The organism is Pseudarthrobacter sp. R1, from assembly GCF_024494415.1.
Classification (GTDB): domain Bacteria; phylum Actinomycetota; class Actinomycetes; order Actinomycetales; family Micrococcaceae; genus Arthrobacter.
Map to the genome: position 1 here is coordinate 1 of NZ_JAMKFI010000011.1, position 18,602 is coordinate 18,602.

The window sequence follows — 18,602 nt, forward strand, 5'->3', positions numbered from 1 at the left end:
GGCGACGGCTCGCACCGGGTCTCCCTCGACGAGGTCATCGTGACCATGCGCGAGACCGGCAAGGACATGAGCTCCAAATACAAGGAAACGGCCATGGGCGGCCTCGCCGTCAACGTCGTCGAATGCTAAAGGAAGTACAGAAATGACATTGGCACCTGAAGGCCGGAAGCTTTTGCGCGTTGAACAGCGCAACTCTGCTGTCCCGGTGGAGCGGAAGCCGGACTGGATCAAGGCCAAGGTCCAGATGGGCCCGGAGTTCGTCCAGCTCAAGAACCTGGTGAAGAAGGAAGGCCTGCACACGGTGTGTGAGGAGGCCGGCTGCCCCAACATCTTTGAGTGCTGGGAGGACAAGGAGGCCACGTTCCTGATCGGCGGGTCCGAGTGCACCCGTAGGTGTGATTTCTGCCAGATCGATACCGGCAAGCCCTCCCCGGTGGACAGGTTCGAACCGACGAAGGTGGCTAGGTCGGTGCAGGCGATGCAGCTGCGCTACGCCACCGTCACCGGCGTGGCCCGGGATGACCTCGAGGACGAGGGCGTGTGGCTGTACGCGGAGACGGTCCGCAAGATCCACGAGCTGAACCCGGGCACCGGCGTGGAGCTGCTGATCCCGGACTTTTCCGGCAAGCCCGAACACATCGCCGCGATTTGCGACTCCAAGCCGGAGGTGTTCGCGCACAACGTGGAGACCGTGCCTCGGATTTTCAAGCGGATCCGGCCGGCGTTCCGGTACGAGCGGTCCCTGGATGTGATCACGCAGGGCCGGAACCTGGGCATGGTGACCAAGTCCAACCTGATCCTGGGCATGGGTGAGACCCGTGAGGAGATTTCCGAAGCGCTGCGGGACCTGCACGAGGCCGGCTGTGACCTGATCACCATCACCCAGTACCTGCGTCCGTCCGAGCGGCACCTGCCGGTGGACCGGTGGGTCAAGCCGCAGGAGTTCGTGGACCTGCAGGACGAGGCCACGGAGATCGGGTTCCTCGGCGTGATGTCCGGCCCGCTGGTCCGTTCCTCCTACCGCGCCGGCCGGCTCTGGGCCACCGCGATGCGCAAGAAGGGCTGGGACATCCCGGCAGAACTGGCCCACATCGAGTCCTCCGGCACCACCCGCCAGGAAGCCAGCTCCCTCCTCGCAGCTACAGCCTGAGTTGGTATAGCGAGCCCTGATGCACAGACAGGACCAATGATGTTCCCCGTCAGAATCGAAATCATCCCATCCCAGGGAATTGTTGAGCAGGTCAAGGCCCTGGTGCCCACGACCACCACGCTCAGCGTGACATGCCTGCCGCACCACGGCATCGAGCGGACCATGCGCACCGCAGTGGAGCTGAGCGACGCCGGGTACAAGGTGATCCCGCACCTCGCCGCGCGGAGCATCCGCAGCCGTGCCGAGCTCACCGAGATTGTCCGCGGCTGTGATGCCGCGGGCATCCGCGAAGTGTTCGTCATTGGCGGCGACCGGAAGCAGCCTGCCGGTATTTACGATTCAGCCCTTCCGGTGCTGGAGGACATTGCCCAGTACAGCAGCGGAATCATGCGGGCGGGCGTCGCGGGCTACCCGGAAGGCCACCCCCTCGTCAGCCCGCTGGAGGTGTTGGACGGGCTTCTGGCCAAGCAGCACCTTGCTTCGCATGTGGTCACCCAAATGTGCTTTTCCGCCGGGAAGATCCATGACTACGCAGCGCTCCTGCGCCGTGAAGGAGTCCACCTGCCTGTCTGGGCGGGCGTGGCCGGGTCCGTGCCGCGGACCAAGCTGGTGGCACTGTCCACGCAAATCGGCGTCGGAAGCTCCCTGAAGTTCCTTAGCCGCAAGGGCCCGCTGGCACGCAAACTCCTGAGCGGGGACCGCTACTCGCCGGACAGCCTGATCACCGGCCTCGAAAGCCGGCCCGGCTCCATCGCCGGCATCCACCTTTACAGCTTCAACAGCCTCGATACCTTGCCTGCGGGCCCGGACCAGGCGACCCCTTCAGCACTCCAGACAGCATTGATTCGAGGAGCAGCACGTGACAACTAAACCTGTAACGCCCCACCAGGAGCCGCATCTTGAGCGGCAGCTCACCAACAGGCACATCCAGCTGATCGCCATTGGCGGCGCCATCGGCACGGGCCTGTTCATGGGCTCGGGCAAAACCATCTCCGCGGCCGGGCCGTCCGTCATTTTCGTCTACATGATCATCGGCTTCATGCTGTTCTTCGTCATGCGGGCCATGGGCGAACTGCTGCTGAGCAACCTGAACTACAAATCCTTCAGCGACTTCGCGGCGGACCTGCTGGGCCCCTGGGCGGGCTTCTTCACCGGCTGGACCTACTGGTTCTGCTGGGTGATCACGGGCATCGCGGACGTCATCGCGATCGCCGGCTACTCCAGGGAACTCTGGCCGGGACTCCCGCTGTGGATCCCGGGCCTGGCTACCGTGGCCATCCTCCTGCTCCTGAACCTCGTCACCGTGAAGGCGTTCGGCGAGACCGAATTCTGGTTCGCGCTGATCAAGATCATTGCCATCGCGGCGCTGATCATTGTGGGTATGTTCATGATTTTCACGGGCTTCCAGTCCGACGCCGGCCCTGCCACCTTCACGAACCTGTGGAGCCACGGCGGCATGTTCCCGAACGAGTTCATGGGCTTTGTGGCCGGCTTCCAGATCGCAGTGTTCGCGTTTGTGGGCATCGAACTGGTGGGCACCACTGCTGCCGAGGCGAAGGACCCGGAGAAGAACCTGCCCAGGGCCATCAACTCCATCCCCATCCGCGTGCTGCTCTTCTACGTGGGCGCCCTGATCATCCTGATGTCCGTCACCCCCTGGACCCAGTTCCAGGCCGGGCACAGCCCGTTCATCGCCATGTTCTCCCTTGCCGGCCTTGGCGCCGCAGCCACCGTAGTGAACCTGGTGGTGCTCAGCTCGGCCATGTCCTCGGCCAACTCCGGCATCTACTCCACCTCCCGCATGGTTTACGGGCTGGCACAGGAGGGGGACGCACCGGCGGTCTTCCGCGGCCTGTCCCGGCGCAAGGTCCCACAGAACGCCCTGTTCCTCTCCTGCGTGCTGCTGCTCTCCGGCGTCATCCTGATGTACGCGGGCCAGGACATCGGCAAGGCCTTTGAGATGGTGACCACCGTGTCCGCCGTCTGCTTTGTGTTCGTCTGGTCCATCATCCTGGCCAGCTACCTGGCATTCCGGCGCCGCCGGCCGCAGCTGCACGAGGGCTCCAAGTACCGGATGCCCGGCGGCGTGCCGATGGTCTGGGTGGTGTTCGCGTTCTTCGCCTTCGTCCTGTGGGCACTGACCACGCAGCCGGACACCCTGTTGGCACTTGTGGTGACCCCGGTGTGGTTCCTGGTGCTCGGCGCCGCGTGGCTGATACTGCGACGGCGGCCTGCCCACCTGGCCCGTTACGCGACGTTCAAGTCGGAGCTTGCGCAGGACCTGGATACCGAGGCGTCAGCCATCGGGCGGGACTTTGACGGCGTGTTGAATGACGGGGTGAATAAGTGAGCACCCTGCATACTGTGGAAACGCCCGTGCCAACCCCTGCCAAGGGTGCCTCGACGGCGGAACCTCCTGCCGCCGTCGAACATGTCCTGACGGTTGACTGTGTTGAGTCACCCGGGATTGTCCATGCGATTTCGGCCTTCCTGCTGGAGCACGGCTGCGACATCATCGACATCAAGCAGTACGGCGACAAGGCGCAGGGGCACTTCTTTATGCGGGTGCACTTCGCTTCCGGCCCAGGCCCGGAGCAGGAGCCCTTCAGCACCGAGGACCTGCGCGCGGACTTTACCCCGCTGGCTGAACAGTGGCAGATGAACTGGCAGCTGGAGCCGCACGGCCGCAAGCGCCGCGTGCTGGTGATGGTGTCCAAAATGGGGCACTGCCTCAACGACCTGCTGTTCCAGGCACGGACGGGCGGTATCCCGGTGGAGATCGTCGCTGTGGTGTCCAACCACCCAGACCAGGCAAGCCTGGTGGAGTGGGACGGCATCCCGTTCTTCCACGTGCCGGTCACCAGGGACACCAAGCCCGCCGCCGAAACCCGGCTGCTGGAACTTGTGGACGAGCTCGACGTCGAACTCGTGGTCCTGGCCCGCTACATGCAGGTGCTCAGCGACGAGCTCTCCGCCAAGCTGGCCGGCCGGACCATCAACATCCACCACTCGTTCCTGCCCAGCTTCAAGGGCGCGAAGCCGTACCACCAGGCGTATGAGCGGGGCGTCAAAACCGTGGGGGCCACGGCGCACTACGTGAACGCGGAACTGGACGAGGGCCCGATCATTTCGCAGCAGGTCATCGAGGTGGACCACACGTACACCGCCGAGGACCTGGTGGCGGCGGGCCGCGACGCCGAGTGTGTTGCGCTGCGGAACGCCGTCCGCTGGCATTGCGAGGGCAGGGTCCTGCTGCTGGGCAACCGCACGGTCATCCTGCGGTAGTGCCGTGACAGCGGCGGGCGGGCAACGGTGGCGGCGGGTGTCGTGGAACGCCCTGCCGACGGGGCAGCGGGTGCGGCTTTCGCAGCACGGACTGCCCATCGGTTCGGGCTTTGTGGACACCGCCACGCCCGATGGCTCAATCATGTGGGTTGTATTGGACGGCTGGCAGGAACGCCGCATGTTCCTTCGGGAGGACTATGTACAAGTGGAGATCAACGGGTAACGGATCAAAGCGCAGGACCCTGCGGCAGCGCCTGGAAGCGTGGGCGGTTGCGGCCACGTTCCTTGCCCTGATCGCGGTCACCGTTGCGCAGGCGCTCTCTTTCGGGAGTTGACGGAAGCGGCCGACGGCGGGAGGGAGCCGCCGTCGGCCGCTTTGCTTTGGGCCGCTTCCGTTATTGACCGTTCATCGGCAACCGGTAACCATGAGTTATGACTGACTCAGCCGATACCTCAAGCGCCCCCTTTGACGACGACGAAACAGTGGAGGACACAGCCCCTACGGAGACTCCTGAAAGCATTGCGGACGAGGTCCGTGACGAAATTCGGCTTGGCCACGTGGAGGATGACGTGAGCCATGTGCTCGAGGAACGCTTTGAGGAGGCCGGCATCGAACTGCGCCCGGAAGAGGTGGACGACCTCGCCGAGGAAATCGAAAAGGACGTGTCCAGCTAGGGGACCGTGCGGGCCGGAAACGGCAGGGAACAACCTGGATTAGTGCGCTGGCCGTGTTGGGCGCATGGCTCCTGAAACACAACAGGTGGAGGGAGCAATACCACTGGTGCAGGTGGCCCGCACTTACCTGCTGCGAAACGCAAACGGCCGACGGCGGGAGGTTCCGCCGTCGGCCGCTCGCTTGGTTTGGCTGTTAGTCCTCGTAGGTGTTCGCGATGTAGACATCGCAGGGGGCGTTGTGCGCCACGCTGTTGGCGACGCTGCCCAGGAGCCGGCCGATGCCGCGCATCCTGCGGTTGCCCACCACGATCAGCCGGGCGTCCAGTCGGATGGCTTCCTTGATCAGCGCATCAGCCGGCTTGCCGCGGGCGGCGGAGTGGGTGATCTCCAGGCCCTGCCCCGAGTTACCCAGGGACCTCGCGACGTGTTCGGCGCTGTCGGCGTTTGAGATTCTGACCTTGTCGGACCCTGCGCCGAAGGTTTCGGCTGTCTCGAACTCGAATGCGGTCACAATGTGAAGGGACGCTCCCAGGGATACCGCCAGGTCCCTTGCAGCTTCCGCAGCCTTCCTGGCCGACTCGCTGCCATCCACTCCTACAACAACTACTCCACTCATTAATGGCTCCTTTGTTCCTTGTTGCGGCTTGTGTCCACTGGCAATTCTAGAGAACTTGGGCTTGAAGCCCCCACATCATCTTTCGGATGGCCTCACTCTCGAAAGCCCCTACCTTGACCCGCTACTGCCGGGCTGGCCCGGACAAGGCCGGCCCGCACGCGAAACCTCTGGAAGGAGCGTTCGACGCGGGAGTAGACTACGTCCACACTGACGCTGTCGAGGCGCTGAAGCAGCTCCTCATCACCTGCACAAGTAGCCACCCGGTAAGCAGACAGGCGAAACTGATGACTTCAAAAACCCTCATTGCAACGACGACGGCGGCCCTGCTCGCGCTGGGCCTCGTCGCGTCCGCGCCCGCGGACGCTGCTGACAAAGCACCCAACAAGGACTCCTTCAGTTTCGGCGTTATCGGGGACATGCCCTACGGCGACGCGGAGGTCGCCAAGTTCCCCGACCGCATCCAGGACATTAACGCGGACAGCAGCCTTGACTTCGTGGCCCACGTGGGCGACATCAAAAACTCAACGTCCCGCTGTTCCGACCGCTACTTCGCCTACATCCGGGAGCAGTTCGACACCTTCGAGCTCCCACTGGTCTTTACGCCGGGCGATAACGAGTGGGTGGACTGCCACCGCGAGAACAACGGCAAATACAACCCCCTGGAACGGCTGGACAAGCTGAGGGAAGTGTTCTTCGACGAACCTGGCAACACCCTCGGTGCCGCCATGCCCGTCAGGTCCCAGGATGAGCTCGGCCTTCCCGAAAACGTCCGGTTCACCCAAAACCGGGTGGCCTTCTCCGTCCTGAACATCCAAGGCAGCAACAACTCGCTGCAGCCATGGACCGGCCTCGGGAAAACTACCGCGACGCGCGCGCAGCTGGCCGATGTGGAGCACCGGATCGACGCTGCGGTGCAACAGATCCGCAGCACGTTCGCTGACGCCGGGAGCCGCGACCTCCGTGCCGTAGTGCTGATGACACAGGCCGACATGTTCGATCCCTTCCTCCTGGACGCCGCTACGGCCAACCCGAACTCGGTGTCCGGTTTCAAGGAAATCGTAAAGACCATCATCGAGGAAACGAACAGCTTCGACGGGCCGGTTTATCTCATCAACGGCGACAGCCACGTGTTTGCCCAAAACAAACCGCTTGCAGCCGGCTCACCGTGGCTGGACATCTACGACCAGCCGGCCGCGGATAACCTGCAGCGCATCACCGTGGACGGCTCAGAAAACGCCACCAACTACGTCCGGTTCACGGCGTCGCGGAACAACGGTGCCGGAGCCCCGGTCCTGACCTGGAAGAAGGTCCCCTTCAGCCGGTAGCGGCACCCACAACCGCAGCGACAACGGAAGCGGACGACGCCGGGAGGTTCCGGCGTCGTCCGCTTCCGTTTCTACGTGGTCACCCCGGGGAAAGGTCGGGTGGAAAGGTCAGGCCGATTCCCGGACCACCAGTTCGGTGGGAATGGTGATGGCGGCGGGGCGCTTGCCGTTGATGACGTCCAGGAGCAGGCGGACCATTTCCTCGCTGATGCGTTCGAAGGGCTGGCGCACGGTGGTGAGCGCCGGTGTGGCAGTGGAGGACGCGCTGATGTCATCGAACCCGACGACGGCGACGTCCTCAGGTGTCCGCCGCCCCGCCTCGTGCAGCACTTCCAGGGCGCCGATAGCCATGAGGTCGTTGGCAGCGAAAACAGCGTCGATATCAGGAGCCCGGCCGAGGAGTTCCCGCATGCCTTTCGCCCCGCTCTCCTTGCTGTAGTCACCGTTGACGATGAGCGCCTCATCAATGCCGGCGTCCTGGTCGTCGCGGTAGGCCTCGAGCCTGCGGATGCCGCCGGAGGTGTCCTGCGGGCCGGTGATGGTGGCGATCCGGCGGCGGCCGGCGTCCCGCAGGTACCGCAGGAGGTCCCGGGCACCTTCGTAGTCGTCGGCCGCCACGTAGCCCATCTTCTTCTCGAAGCCAAGGGGGATGCCGCAGGAGATGGCAGGGATGCCCGCGGAGATGATGTCCGAGATGATCCCTTTCCGGGTGGCATGCGAGGACACCAGCAGCACGCCGTCCACATGGCCTGCCGTGAGGAAGTCGGTGGCGCGGCGCTGTTCGTCGTTGGTGCCGGCCAGGATCAGGACCAGCGGAATGTCATGTACTGCCAGCGCGTCTGCCGCCCCGCGCAGGAGGACCGCGAAGTTCGGGTCCTCGAAAAGTCGGTCATGCGTTTCGGTCAGCAGGAATGCCACCGAGTTTGCCCGGTTGGTGGCCAGGTTCCGGGCATGCGGGTTGACTCGATAACCGGTCTTTTTGATGGCGGCGTTCACGGCTTCCAGAGCGGACGGGCTGACCCAGTGTCCGCCGTTCAGCACCCGGGAAACCGTGCCGCGGGACACCCCGGCTTCCTTGGCCACATCGTCAATCTTTGGCCTCGGCCGGGAGGTGGGTTGAGTCATATCCAAAGCCTATCCAGTACTAGGCCTTGACAGCGCCGGCGGCGAGGTCGACCCGCCAGTAGCGCTGCAGCAGGAGGAACATGATGACCAGCGGGATGATCGATAACAGGGCGCCGGCCAGGACCAGGGTGTACAGGGCCGGTGCGGAGGCGCCCTGGTTCAGCAGCCCGTTCAGGCCCACCGTGATCGGGAACAGATGGTCGTCCCCGAGCATGATGTAGGGCAGCATGAAGTTGTTCCAGATGGCCACGAACTGGAAAAGGAAGATGGTCACCAGGCCGGGCAGCATCATGGGGGCCGCAATCCGGTTGAAAATGTACATTTCCTTGGCGCCCTCGGTGCGGGCGGCCTCGATGACATCGCCGGGTACCGACGCTGCTGCGTAGATGCGGGCGAGGTAGATGCCATAGGGGCTGATGATCTGGGGCAGGAGCACGGACCAGTAGGTGTTGGTCAGCCCGGCTTGGGCGAGCATCAGGTACTGGGGAATGGCCAGGATGACGCCGGGCACCAGCACGCCCATCAGCAGCACCTTGAAGATGCCGGACTTGCCGGGAAAGTCGAACTTTGCCAGCACGTAGCCGGAGAGGGCGGAGACCCAGGTGGAGACGATGGCGCCCACTCCTGCGTACAACGCGGTATTGGCCATCCAGCGCCAGAACAGCCCGTCACGGTATTCGGTGAGGGCAACGATGTTGTCCCACAGGTGCGTGCTGGGGGCCAGGGTGAAGGTGGAGAACAGCTCGTTGCCGTCCTTGCTGGCGGCGGCCACCACCCAGATCACGGGGAACAGGCAGTACAGCGCGCCTAAGATCAGGATCCCGGTGGACAGGTAGCTCGGCTTGTCGTGGGCCGAAACTGCGCCCTTAGACGTACGGGCGGATTTTGTATTCGAGGTGCGGCTGGGCACGAGGGTGGTCACGGTCAGTTCTCCTGTCCGAAGGCCCGCTTCTGCACAACGCGCAGGAACAGGAAGGAAATGATGAAGGTGGCCGCGGCAATCACGATGCTGGTGGCGGCGGCTGAGTACACGTCGTTACGCGTGAAGGCGTCGCGGTAGACCAGCATGAGCGGGGACCAGCTCGTGGAGAGGCTGTTGGCCAGCGGGCGCAGGGTGGTGGGCTCGGCGAAGACCTGGAGCGTGGCAATCATCGAAAACAGCGCTGTCATGACAAGCGACGGGGCGATGATGGGGATCTTGATCCGCAGGGCGGTCTGGATCTCTGAGCAGCCGTCCAGCTTCGCTGCCTCATAGATTTCGCTGGGCACGGCCTTCAGCGATGTGTACATCACGATCATGTTGAAGCCCACGCCGCCCCAGAGGGCGATGTTGCAGATGGCGAACGTGACGAGGTTCGGGTCCAGCAGCGAGGGAAGCGCGACGCCGAACTGCCGGGCCAGGAAGTGGAAGGGGCTCACGCCGGGCAGGTACAGGAAGCCCCACAGAAGGGAGCTGATGACTGCGGGCACGGCGTAGGGAAGGAAGATGGCGGTGCGGGAGAAGCTGCCGGCCCTGGTTCGGCGGGAATCCAGCAGGAGCGCGAACAGCAGGGCGAAGCCGAGCATCAGCGGGATCAGGATGAGGCCGTACAGCAGCACGCGCAGCACGCTGCCCAGGAACTCCGGGTCTGTCAGGGCGCTGACGTAGTTTTCGAGGCCCGCAAACACCTGGCTCTGGGAGCCCTTGCCGAGGCCCAGGCCACTGACCTTCTTCTTCTGGAAGCTCAGCACCAGCGTGTAGACGATGGGGGCTGCCATAAAGACGAGGAAAAGGATGATGCCCGGGGAGAGCATCGCGTAGGGGATGAGCACCCGGGATTTGAAATTCTTCGCCCGCCTGGAGGGTCCGGCTGCGGTATCAGCCGCCGGACCGGGCTTGGTCACGGTCATTGCCACGGGTGCACTTCCTTGTGTGGGTTGGAGCTTGTTTGGCTTGGATTTGTGGGATTCGAACTTGTGTGATTCGAGGTGGTGCCGGTTCCGGGAGGGGCCTTGGGGATGCCCCTCCCGGAACCGGAGTCTGTTGCTGCTTGCCGGGGCGCTACTTGACCGTGAAGCCGGTCTGCTTCAGGTCCTCGACGGTGACCTGCTGCATGGATTTCACGGCGTCGCTGAAGGCGCTCTTCTGCTTGGCCTGGGCAGCTTTGGCGAACTGGTCGTTGTAGGCGTTGAAGGCCACGTTGACGTTGGGCCCGTAGGTGAAGGAGCCCACGTTCTGCGCGGCGTCGCCCACCACCTCGTAGAAGTCAGGCTGGTTGGAGAAGAATTCCGGTGCCTCCGTGAGCGCGGACTTGGCGCCTGCGTTGTCGGCGGGGTAGACGCCGGTTTCCTTGACCAGGGCCTGGACTGCTTCGGGGTCGGTGTTCAGCCAGGTGGCAAACTTCGCGGCGGCTTCTGCGTTCTTGGACTGGGTGGTCACGGCGGTGGAGGAGCCGCCCCAGTTGCCGGTGGAGGGCTTGGAGGCATCCCACTGCGGCATGGGTGCCACCTTCCACTGCCCGGCGGTGGCGCCGGCGTTGCCGGAGAGAACGCCCGGGCCCCAGGCTGCGCTCAGCCAGCCCACCTGCTTGCCCGTGTTAAGGGCGGTGTTCCATTCGGGGGTGTACATCGGCTTGTTGTCGATGGTGCCCTCTTCCACGAGGCCGCCCCAGTACTCGGCAACCTTTTTGGTGGGGTCCTCGTCGATGTTGACGCTCCAGGCGTCGCCGTCGACACCCCACCAGGAGGCACCTGCCTGCTGGGCCATGCCGGTGAACCAGCCGGCGTCGTTGGAGGAGAAGGTGCCGAGGTAGGCCTCGGGATCAGCGGCGTGGACTGCCTTGGCGGCCTGGGCGTACTCATCCCAGGTGGTGGGAACGGAAAGGCCCAGCTTCTCGAAGATGTCCGCGCGGTAATAGAACACCATGGGGCCGGTGTCCTGCGGAACCGCGTAGAGGGCGTCGCCGCCGAGGGTCACGGAGTCCCACACGCCTTCCGGGAAGTTGCTCTTGGTCTCATTGGCTTCAGTGCCGGAGAGGTCGGCGAGGGCGTCGGCTGCGACCAGCGTGGGGATCTTCTGGTATTCGGCCTGGATAAGGTCGGGGGCGCCGCTGCCGGCCTTGACGGCGGTGAGCAGCTTGGTGACGGCGGGATCGCCGCCGTCCTGCTTGTTGACGGTGACGTGGATGTTGGGGTTTTTCTCGTTCCAGACCTCCACCACCTTGTCCAGGTTGGGGGCCCAGGCCCAGTAGGTCAGTTCCACCTTCTGGTTGGGATCATTTGCTGAGCCGGCGTCCGTACCTGAAGTACCGGAGCATCCTGCGGTGAGCATCGCGGCCGCGGCGAGCATGGCCACGGCGCCTGCACGAAATGACTTGCGCATTTCGTCCTCCTTGTCGAAAAGCTGAATGGTCTGTCTGAAATTTCACCGCTCATCCGAACCGAGGCCGCATGACTGTGAGCGGTTCCAGTAATTCATAATGCTGTGAGCTATGTCAATAGCAGATTAGGGATGGTGTTGCTGGATTGCGCTGTGATAGAACTGGGACCGCACACAGTCCTAAGGAGAATCCCCCATGACAGACGTCCTTCACCGCACGGTGCCGCAGACCGCTGCAGCGCCAGAGCGCTCACCTGCGCCCTGGGTCCAGCGGCCTGCCGGCCTTTGCTACGGCGGGGACTACAACCCCGAACAGTGGACGCGCGAGGTGTGGGTGGAGGACATCGCGTTGATGAAGGAAGCCGGAATCAACCTGGTCAGCATCGGCATCTTCTCCTGGGTGCTCCTGGAGCCGCGCGAAGGCGAGTACGACTTCGAATGGCTGGACCACCTGATGGATCTCCTGCACGACGCCGGCATCAGTGTGGACCTGGGCACGCCCACGGCAGCGCCGCCGGCGTGGTTCTGGAAAAAGTACCCGCAGGCCCGTCCGGTCACACGTGAGGGTGTCACCCTTGGGAACGGATCACGGGGAATGGCCAGCCCCAGCTCCCCTGAGTACCGCCGCGCTGCCGCCAACATCACCGAGCAGTTGGCCCGCCGCTACGCCTCACACCCCGCGCTGGTCCTTTGGCATGTGCACAACGAGTACGGCGCGCCGATCAGCGACTCGTACGATGACTACTCCGTGACGGCGTTCCGGGACTGGCTCCGGGCCCGCTATGGCACCCTGGAGGACCTAAACAACGCCTGGGGCACCCTTTTCTGGGGCCAAAAGTACGGCGATTGGGACGAGATCGACGCGCCCCGGCTCTCGGCCAGCGTGAGCAACCAGTCACAGCGCCTGGACTTCCGCCGCTTCACCTCGGACGCGCTGCTGGAGTGCTACCTCAACGAGCGGGACGTCATCCGCCGGTATACCCCGGACATTCCCGTCACCACCAACTTCATGGCCACCAACTGCCTCGCGGCCGACTACTGGAAGTGGAGCAAGGAGGTGGACATCGTCGCCAACGACCACTACCTCGTGGCCCAACGGACGGACAACCACATCCTGCTCGCCATGGACGCCGACCTCACCCGCTCCCTGGCCGGAAACCGGCCCTGGATGCTGATGGAACACTCCACCGGTGCGGTGAACTGGCAGGGACGGAACATCGCCAAACGCCCCGGCGAGCTGGCACGCAACAGCCTCTCCCACCTGGCCCGCGGCGCCGACGCCGTGATGTTCTTCCAGTTCCGGGCGTCCCGGTTCGGTGCCGAGAAGTTCCACTCCGCCATGCTTCCGCACGCCGGCACGGGCACCCGGATCTGGCGCGAAGTGCTGGACCTGGGCGATGACCTGAAGAAGCTCACCGCCGCCAAAGGGTCCACGGTGACGTCCCGGGTGGCCATCCTCTGGGACGTGGAGTCCTTCTGGGCGCAGGACCTGGAATGGCGGCCCAGCAGCGACCTCAACCACCGCGAGCGCATCGAGGCGTATTACACCGCACTCTGGCAGGCCGGCATCAGCACCGACTTTGCCCACCCGGAAGCGGACCTTTCCGGATACGACCTGGTGCTCGCCCCGGCCCTCTACCTGGTGGGGGACAAAGCTGCTGCCAACCTCAAGGACTACGTCCAGGGCGGCGGTAACCTGATGGTCTCCTACTTCTCAGGCATTGTGGACGCCACCGACACCGTTCCCGTTGGCGCCTCACCTGGCGCTCTCCGGGAGGTGCTGGGCCTGGAGATCCACGAGTTCCTGCCGCTCCGCGAGGACGAGACAGTCACCCTGACCAGCGGTGCCGCGGGCAGCGTCTGGGCGGAGGAAATCCATCCCGGTACCGCCACCGTCCTCAGCCACTACGTGGACGGGCCGGCAGCTTCGCGTCCCGCCGTAACGCGCAACCACTTCGGCAGCGGAACTGCCTGGTACGTCTCCACCAAGCTCGACAGCGGCGACCTCGCCGCTGTGGTGCGTGACGCCGTCGAAAGCTCCGGCATTGAAGCGGCACCGCGGCCGCCCGCCGGGCTGGAAGTCGCTTCCCGCAGTGCCGGGACGGACACCTTCACCTTCCTGATCAACCATGCAGACACCGACGCGGAGTACCCGGCCACCGGGCGCGACCTCCTCAGCGGCGAAACCGTCACCGGTACCGCTGTGGTCCCCGCCGGGACCGTCTGCGTTATCCACGCCAGCACGGAACAGGGGTAGGACATGGCAACCGCAACCGCTGAGTACACCGCAACTGTTGAGCACATAGAAGTCAGGGTGAACAGTGCGGGTGAGGTCGAGGACCAGCTGAATTTGGCCGTCAAGGACCTGCAGGTGATCGCAACCCGCAGCCGGACCCACGGGATCCTGGTCACCCGCCTCAACCCCGGCCACTTCAGCGTCTCCCTAAGCGATCAAGTGCCTTTCGGGCTGACCCGGGAGCTGATCCACTAGGCGGGCTCAGGCTGCGGTGATGATCGCGTCCAGCTTCCGCAGCGGTCCCCAGGCGCCGCCCTCGCTGTTGGATACAACAGCGAGGGTGACCTCCTGGGCAGGGTAGTAACGGACCATGGCGCTGGTGCCCACGTTGATGCCCTCCTTGTAAATGGAGCGCACTGCTCCATCCGAGGTGAGTTCGATGGCGGGACCGAGGCCATAGTGCAGCTCGGCCCGTGCCCCCGGCGCCGGGTCCGCCTTGGAACTGTGCAGCGCCTGCGGCGTGAGGAAGGCCTCAGTTGAGGCCGGGCTGAGCAGTTCGCCCTTGCGGACGGCAGTCAGGAACCGGGTGAGGTCCGCCGCTGTGGCGTGGGCGCCGCCGTCGGGAGAGCCGATGGGCGGGTAGGAGTAGATGTTTTGCCGCCACCCCTTGACGGGCCCGCCCGGCTGTTCCCGGACGGGCTCCCAGCCTTCTGCGACGTCGGGCTCTGCCACACGCATGTCGAAAAACCCGGCGGTCCCCATCCCTGCCCTGGCGAACACGTTGCTCCGCACTGTGTCGCGGTAGCTTTCACCGGTGGCGTGTTCCAGGGCGAGGCCGCAGAGGATGTAGCCCACATTGCAGTACCTGCAGCCGTCACCGGGTTGAAAAACGGCAGGCTTGTGCACGAATTGCGGCAGGAAGTCTGCGGTTTTGGTAACGGAGTAGGAGGGGCGGTCCAGCCACAGCGCCTCGTAGGACTCGCCCGCTTCCTCGTCGGCGTCGTCTGCTATGCCGGAGGTGTGGCTGAGCAGGTGCCGCAGCGTCACCGCGGGGGAGATGGTGGTTCCGGCCAGGTCCACGTAGGAATGGATGGACTCATCGAGGTCGAGGGTGCCGGCATCCACCTGCTGCAGGATGGCGACGTCGGTGAAGAGTTTCGTCACCGACGCAACGTCGAAGCGGGTTCCGGGAGTTACCTGAACGTTCCAGCGCCGGCTCGCTGTGCCGTGGGCAGACTCCATCAGCACCTCACCTGCCCGCTCCACGCGTACGACGCCGGAAAAAGCGTCGGCGGCCGAGAGGGCAGCAAGCTCGGCATTAACGTCCAGCAAAGGGCTTTCGAGCGAAACGGTCTTGGGGTGTCCTTTCATCTCAGGCCATCCTAGGGACCACAAGGGGCGGTCACCGTGTCATTCCACACTTTCCACGAGGCTTTGACGTGACGGACGGCACTGTTTATACTTTTATGAAACGATTCAAAAAAGCAGCCACCTACTGGCCCCTCAGCGTAGCCAGTCAGCTCCGCCGGCGTCCCCGTGATCACAAGACAATCCGGAACAGGACACTTCCGGTTCCTTGCCAACGACGAGAAGGAAATCAGCGAATGACCATAACCACCACCGGGAATGCCCAGCCCGGCCACAAAACCGGCATCGAAGGCAGGGACCCGAAGCGAGCCGCGATGAGCGGTTGGATCGGTGGAGCGCTGGAGTACTACGACTTCGCGTTGTACGGCCTGGCCGCGACACTCGTCTTCCCGGCCATCTTCTTCCCTTCCGAAAACCCCACAGTCGCGATCATCGCGTCACTGGCGACTTACGCGGTGGGTTACGTTTCCCGTCCTGTAGGCGCTGTTGTCCTGGGCGCCTACGGCGACAGGCGCGGGCGCAAGAACGTGCTTGTCCTGGCGATGCTGCTGATGGGCTTCGCGACCTTCGCCGTCGGGCTCCTGCCCACGTACGGGCAGGTGGGTATCCTCGCCCCTATCCTTCTGGTGGCCCTCCGCCTGATCCAGGGTTTTGCGGTGGCAGGCGAACTCGGCGGCGCCAGCGCAATGATCGTGGAGCACTCGCCGGACGCCCGGCGCGGCTTCTTCGCAAGCTTCAGCCTTCAGGGCACCCAGGTGGGATCCATCCTGGCCACCGGCGTCCTGCTTCCACTGGCGGCCCTTCTTCCCGCCGACCAGTTCCAGAGCTGGGGTTGGCGCATTCCCTTCCTGCTCAGCGCCTTCGTGATCCTTGCCGGCTACATCATCCGCCGGCGGGTCCAGGAGCCCCCGGCCTACCTGGCGCAATCTGAAAGCGGTACAGCCAAACGCCGGTTCCCGATCGTTGACCTCCTGCGCACGCACCCGCGCGTTATGATCCTGTGCGTCATCATGACCTTCACCAACGTGGTGGGCATGGCGACCCTCATTTTCGGCGTCTCCTATGCGACCCAGGAGGGCTACGGCATCGGCTTTTCCAGCAGCGAGTTCCTGTGGGTAACCCTCGTGGCCAACCTTGCCGCAGTAGCGACCATCCCGGTGTTCGGCGCCCTGTCAGACCGGATTGGCCGGCGGGTGCTGATGGTGGCCGGCGGAATCGGCGGGGGCCTCATGTCCGGGGCCTACTTGTGGGCCATCGACCAGAAGAGCCTGTTCCTGGTCTTTGTCTGTGTGGTGATCGTGCAGGGCATCTTCTTCCAGATGTGGAACGCAACCTTTGCCACGTTCTTCCAGGAACAGTTCCCCATGCGTATCCGTGTGACCGGCTTCGCGGTGTCGCAAAACGTGGGCCTTATGATTGCGTCGTTCTTCCCCAGCATCTTCACGGCGGTGGCTCCTCCCGGCTCAGGAAACGTTCCGCTGGTCATTGGCCTCATCACCTTCGGGATTTGCCTCGTGGCAGCGGCGGCTACCTTCCTGTCCTCCGACACTAAGGGAAAGTCACTCGAGGACCTCGAGGCACAGTAGGCCTAACACGCCAGCCAGAAAAGGCCGCGGCTGCCCCGAGGGGCAGCCGCGGCCTTTTTGCGCAAAGGGGTCAGCGCTTGACGTCCGGATCCGGCGCAAATTCCTGCAGCGCCGGAAGGGCCCGGCCGTCGAAGCCGAACATCGCCTGGTTTTCCCACGCGTTGCCCGTGGTGGGGTCTGCGGGGTCCCAGCCGTTGCCCGGAACCGCTGTCCAGGCCGGCTCCCAGGAGACAACGCCGAGGCCGCGTCCGCCGGGTGCAGAGGCCACCACGTCCTGGACTGCCCGGAAGTTGGCTGCCTGCCCCTCCGGCGTGGCCGGGTAGCCGGGGATGAGCTGGTTTGGCCGGGCTATGACGTTCTCCCACGGATCAACCGGGTTGTCCGCGAGCGTGAACGGGTAGGAGTTCTCCACCACGATCACGTTCCGGTCGTAGCGGGCGGACAGGGTGGTGACGGCGTTCTGCAGGTCAGCCATGGAACCGTGCCAGAAGCCATAGTAGGACAGTCCGATCGTGTCGAACTGGACGCCCCGTTTGGTGACCTCGTCGTACCACCAGGTCAGGCCGCCGATTCCGTTGTTGATGTTGGTCAAATGCAGGATGACGTCCGTCTGGGCGTTGACGTCCTTGGTGGCCCGGGCGCCGGCCGAGAGGAACAGTGCCAGGTTGTCCCACTGGGCCCCCTTGACGTCGTCCGTCGGGTTGACGTCCCAGGTTTGTCCGAGGGGCCAGAGCATACCCGGGTTGATTTCATTGCCCACCTGCACGGAGTCCGCCGTGGCGCCGGCGTCCTTCAACGCAGTCAGCACTTCGAAGGTGTGGGCGTACACCGCGTCGGCCACAGCCTGTGGGCCCAGGCCCACCCAGGCCGCCGGCATCCCCTGGGCGCCGGGATCAGTCCACCGGTCGCTGTAGTGGAAATCCACCAGGACCTTCATGCCGGCTGCCTTGGCGCGCCTGGCAGTTGCGACTACTTCATCTGTGGTGTTGTAGCCGTCCGCGGGATTGACCCACACCTTGAGCCGCACGAGGTTGGCCCCCGCATCGGCGAAGGCCTCCACCGCGTCCACCGGCCGGCCGTTTGCGTCGAAGTACACCGCGCCCATGTCCTCGTTCTTTGCAAGGTTGGAAAGGTCGGCGCCCCGGACCGCACGCTGCACAGATCCGGGGGTGAGCGTGACGTCGTCAACCACCGCCCAGTCACCGGCCCTGCCGCGGGTTTCGATGATGATCTCGCATGCACTCTTCGTGACGTAAGCGTCGGCGGAAATCTGCAGCCACGCGCCGTCCTGTGCCGTGGACGGAAGGACGGTCTCGCCGTCGACACCGCAGTTCTTGAGCCCGATCCGGGAAGCCCCAAGTGTCCCCTCAGCCTTGACCCGCGCTGAAACCGTCCACCAGCCCTCGGCCAGGTTCCCGGTTTTCTGGCGCAGGTTCACGGTGCCGTCCGAGCCGAGCCGCTGGACCAGTTGCGGGTTGCCTGCCTCCACCGCCGTGGTAGTAGATGCCGCCTCGCCGGTGGCCTTCCATCCGGCCAGTCCTTGGGAAAAGTTTCCATTGACCACAGCGCCCTCCGCCTTGGCGTGCGGGCTCTCAGCAGCGGCAGGGGCAATTCCTGCCGGCAGTGCAACAGCAGCAAGGAGCGAGGCCGCCATCACTGCTGATCGTCGTTTTCGGTTCCTGGGATGCTGGATCGTCGAGTCGTGCTTTTTCATGTCGTCCTCCCTGACGGTATGAAGTGGAAACCGGTCCGTGGCACCAAATTTGCACGCGCGAACCGTGTGCGCTCCCAGTAGTAGCACAGGGAAATAGCCCCGCACTAGTCGCGTTCATCCGACTCAGTCATAGCCGACCGGTGCAACTCAGCTGTAATCGCTCC

18 protein-coding genes are annotated in these 18,602 nt (G+C 64.3%); 11 read left to right on the forward strand and 7 right to left on the reverse strand.

Features of this window, described 5'->3' with window-relative positions:
• The 7 genes from M8J71_RS20920 to M8J71_RS20950 all read left to right on the forward strand — a co-directional run.
• A partial coding sequence (locus M8J71_RS20920; RefSeq protein WP_256246323.1) for an L-serine ammonia-lyase, iron-sulfur-dependent, subunit alpha occupies positions 1-129 on the forward strand: 129 nt, incomplete at its 5' end.
• Between the two features lie 13 nt (positions 130-142).
• A complete protein-coding gene (gene lipA / locus M8J71_RS20925) occupies positions 143-1,150 on the forward strand; it encodes a lipoyl synthase (RefSeq protein ID WP_163166089.1) in 1,008 nt (335 codons plus the stop codon).
• A 36-nt stretch (positions 1,151-1,186) separates the two neighbouring features.
• Entirely contained in the window at positions 1,187-2,020 is an 834-nt protein-coding gene (locus tag M8J71_RS20930) for a methylenetetrahydrofolate reductase (RefSeq protein ID WP_256249757.1), read from the forward strand.
• On the forward strand, positions 2,010-3,500 hold the full coding sequence (gene cycA / locus M8J71_RS20935; protein WP_256249758.1) for a D-serine/D-alanine/glycine transporter: 1,491 nt from the start codon (positions 2,010-2,012) through the stop codon (positions 3,498-3,500). Before M8J71_RS20930 ends, cycA begins: the two co-directional genes overlap by 11 nt.
• Before the next feature lie 14 nt (positions 3,501-3,514).
• Positions 3,515-4,435, forward strand: coding sequence for a formyltetrahydrofolate deformylase (gene purU, locus M8J71_RS20940; protein ID WP_374114888.1), 921 nt, complete (start codon positions 3,515-3,517; stop codon positions 4,433-4,435).
• Between the two features lie 37 nt (positions 4,436-4,472).
• Positions 4,473-4,658, forward strand: a complete 186-nt coding sequence (locus tag M8J71_RS20945) for a hypothetical protein (protein ID WP_256249759.1) — start codon at positions 4,473-4,475, stop codon at positions 4,656-4,658.
• A gap of 209 nt (positions 4,659-4,867) precedes the next feature.
• Positions 4,868-5,110: a hypothetical protein gene (locus M8J71_RS20950; RefSeq protein ID WP_256249760.1), complete on the forward strand. Its 243-nt coding sequence runs from the start codon at positions 4,868-4,870 to the stop codon at positions 5,108-5,110.
• A 193-nt stretch (positions 5,111-5,303) separates the two neighbouring features.
• Here the strand turns inward: M8J71_RS20950 and M8J71_RS20955 are convergent, their stop codons facing one another.
• Positions 5,304-5,726: a universal stress protein gene (locus tag M8J71_RS20955; RefSeq protein WP_256249761.1), complete on the reverse strand. Its 423-nt coding sequence runs from the start codon at positions 5,724-5,726 to the stop codon at positions 5,304-5,306.
• Positions 5,727-6,010: 284 nt separating this feature from the next.
• Here M8J71_RS20955 and M8J71_RS20960 point away from each other — a divergent pair, with 284 nt between their 5' ends.
• On the forward strand, positions 6,011-7,051 hold the full coding sequence (locus M8J71_RS20960; RefSeq protein ID WP_256249762.1) for a hypothetical protein: 1,041 nt from the start codon (positions 6,011-6,013) through the stop codon (positions 7,049-7,051).
• Positions 7,052-7,159: 108 nt separating this feature from the next.
• Here the strand turns inward: M8J71_RS20960 and M8J71_RS20965 are convergent, their stop codons facing one another.
• The 4 genes from M8J71_RS20965 to M8J71_RS20980 all read right to left on the reverse strand — a co-directional run bounded on the left by M8J71_RS20965 (position 7,160) and on the right by M8J71_RS20980 (position 11,537).
• Positions 7,160-8,176 (reverse strand): LacI family DNA-binding transcriptional regulator, encoded by a 1,017-nt coding sequence (locus tag M8J71_RS20965; protein WP_256249763.1) that lies wholly within the window; start codon positions 8,174-8,176, stop codon positions 7,160-7,162.
• A gap of 19 nt (positions 8,177-8,195) precedes the next feature.
• On the reverse strand, positions 8,196-9,098 hold the full coding sequence (locus M8J71_RS20970) for a carbohydrate ABC transporter permease (protein ID WP_256249764.1): 903 nt from the start codon (positions 9,096-9,098) through the stop codon (positions 8,196-8,198).
• Between the two features lie 2 nt (positions 9,099-9,100).
• Positions 9,101-10,066: a carbohydrate ABC transporter permease gene (locus M8J71_RS20975; protein WP_256250091.1), complete on the reverse strand. Its 966-nt coding sequence runs from the start codon at positions 10,064-10,066 to the stop codon at positions 9,101-9,103.
• 151 nt (positions 10,067-10,217) lie between these two features.
• Entirely contained in the window at positions 10,218-11,537 is a 1,320-nt protein-coding gene (locus M8J71_RS20980; protein WP_256249765.1) for an ABC transporter substrate-binding protein, read from the reverse strand.
• Between the two features lie 193 nt (positions 11,538-11,730).
• Between M8J71_RS20980 and M8J71_RS20985 the strand changes: the two genes are divergently transcribed.
• A complete protein-coding gene (locus tag M8J71_RS20985) occupies positions 11,731-13,791 on the forward strand; it encodes a beta-galactosidase (protein ID WP_256249766.1) in 2,061 nt (686 codons plus the stop codon).
• Positions 13,792-13,794: 3 nt separating this feature from the next.
• Positions 13,795-14,025: a hypothetical protein gene (locus M8J71_RS20990; protein WP_256249767.1), complete on the forward strand. Its 231-nt coding sequence runs from the start codon at positions 13,795-13,797 to the stop codon at positions 14,023-14,025.
• Positions 14,026-14,031: 6 nt separating this feature from the next.
• On the opposite strand, the gene M8J71_RS20995 is transcribed toward M8J71_RS20990, so the two are convergent.
• On the reverse strand, positions 14,032-15,141 hold the full coding sequence (locus M8J71_RS20995) for a serine hydrolase domain-containing protein (protein WP_256249768.1): 1,110 nt from the start codon (positions 15,139-15,141) through the stop codon (positions 14,032-14,034).
• Between the two features lie 233 nt (positions 15,142-15,374).
• Between M8J71_RS20995 and M8J71_RS21000 the strand changes: the two genes are divergently transcribed.
• A complete protein-coding gene (locus M8J71_RS21000) occupies positions 15,375-16,724 on the forward strand; it encodes an MFS transporter (protein WP_256249770.1) in 1,350 nt (449 codons plus the stop codon).
• A gap of 70 nt (positions 16,725-16,794) precedes the next feature.
• Here the strand turns inward: M8J71_RS21000 and M8J71_RS21005 are convergent, their stop codons facing one another.
• On the reverse strand, positions 16,795-18,438 hold the full coding sequence (locus M8J71_RS21005) for a glycoside hydrolase family 53 protein (RefSeq protein WP_256249771.1): 1,644 nt from the start codon (positions 18,436-18,438) through the stop codon (positions 16,795-16,797).
• Between the last annotated feature and the right edge of the window lie 164 nt (positions 18,439-18,602).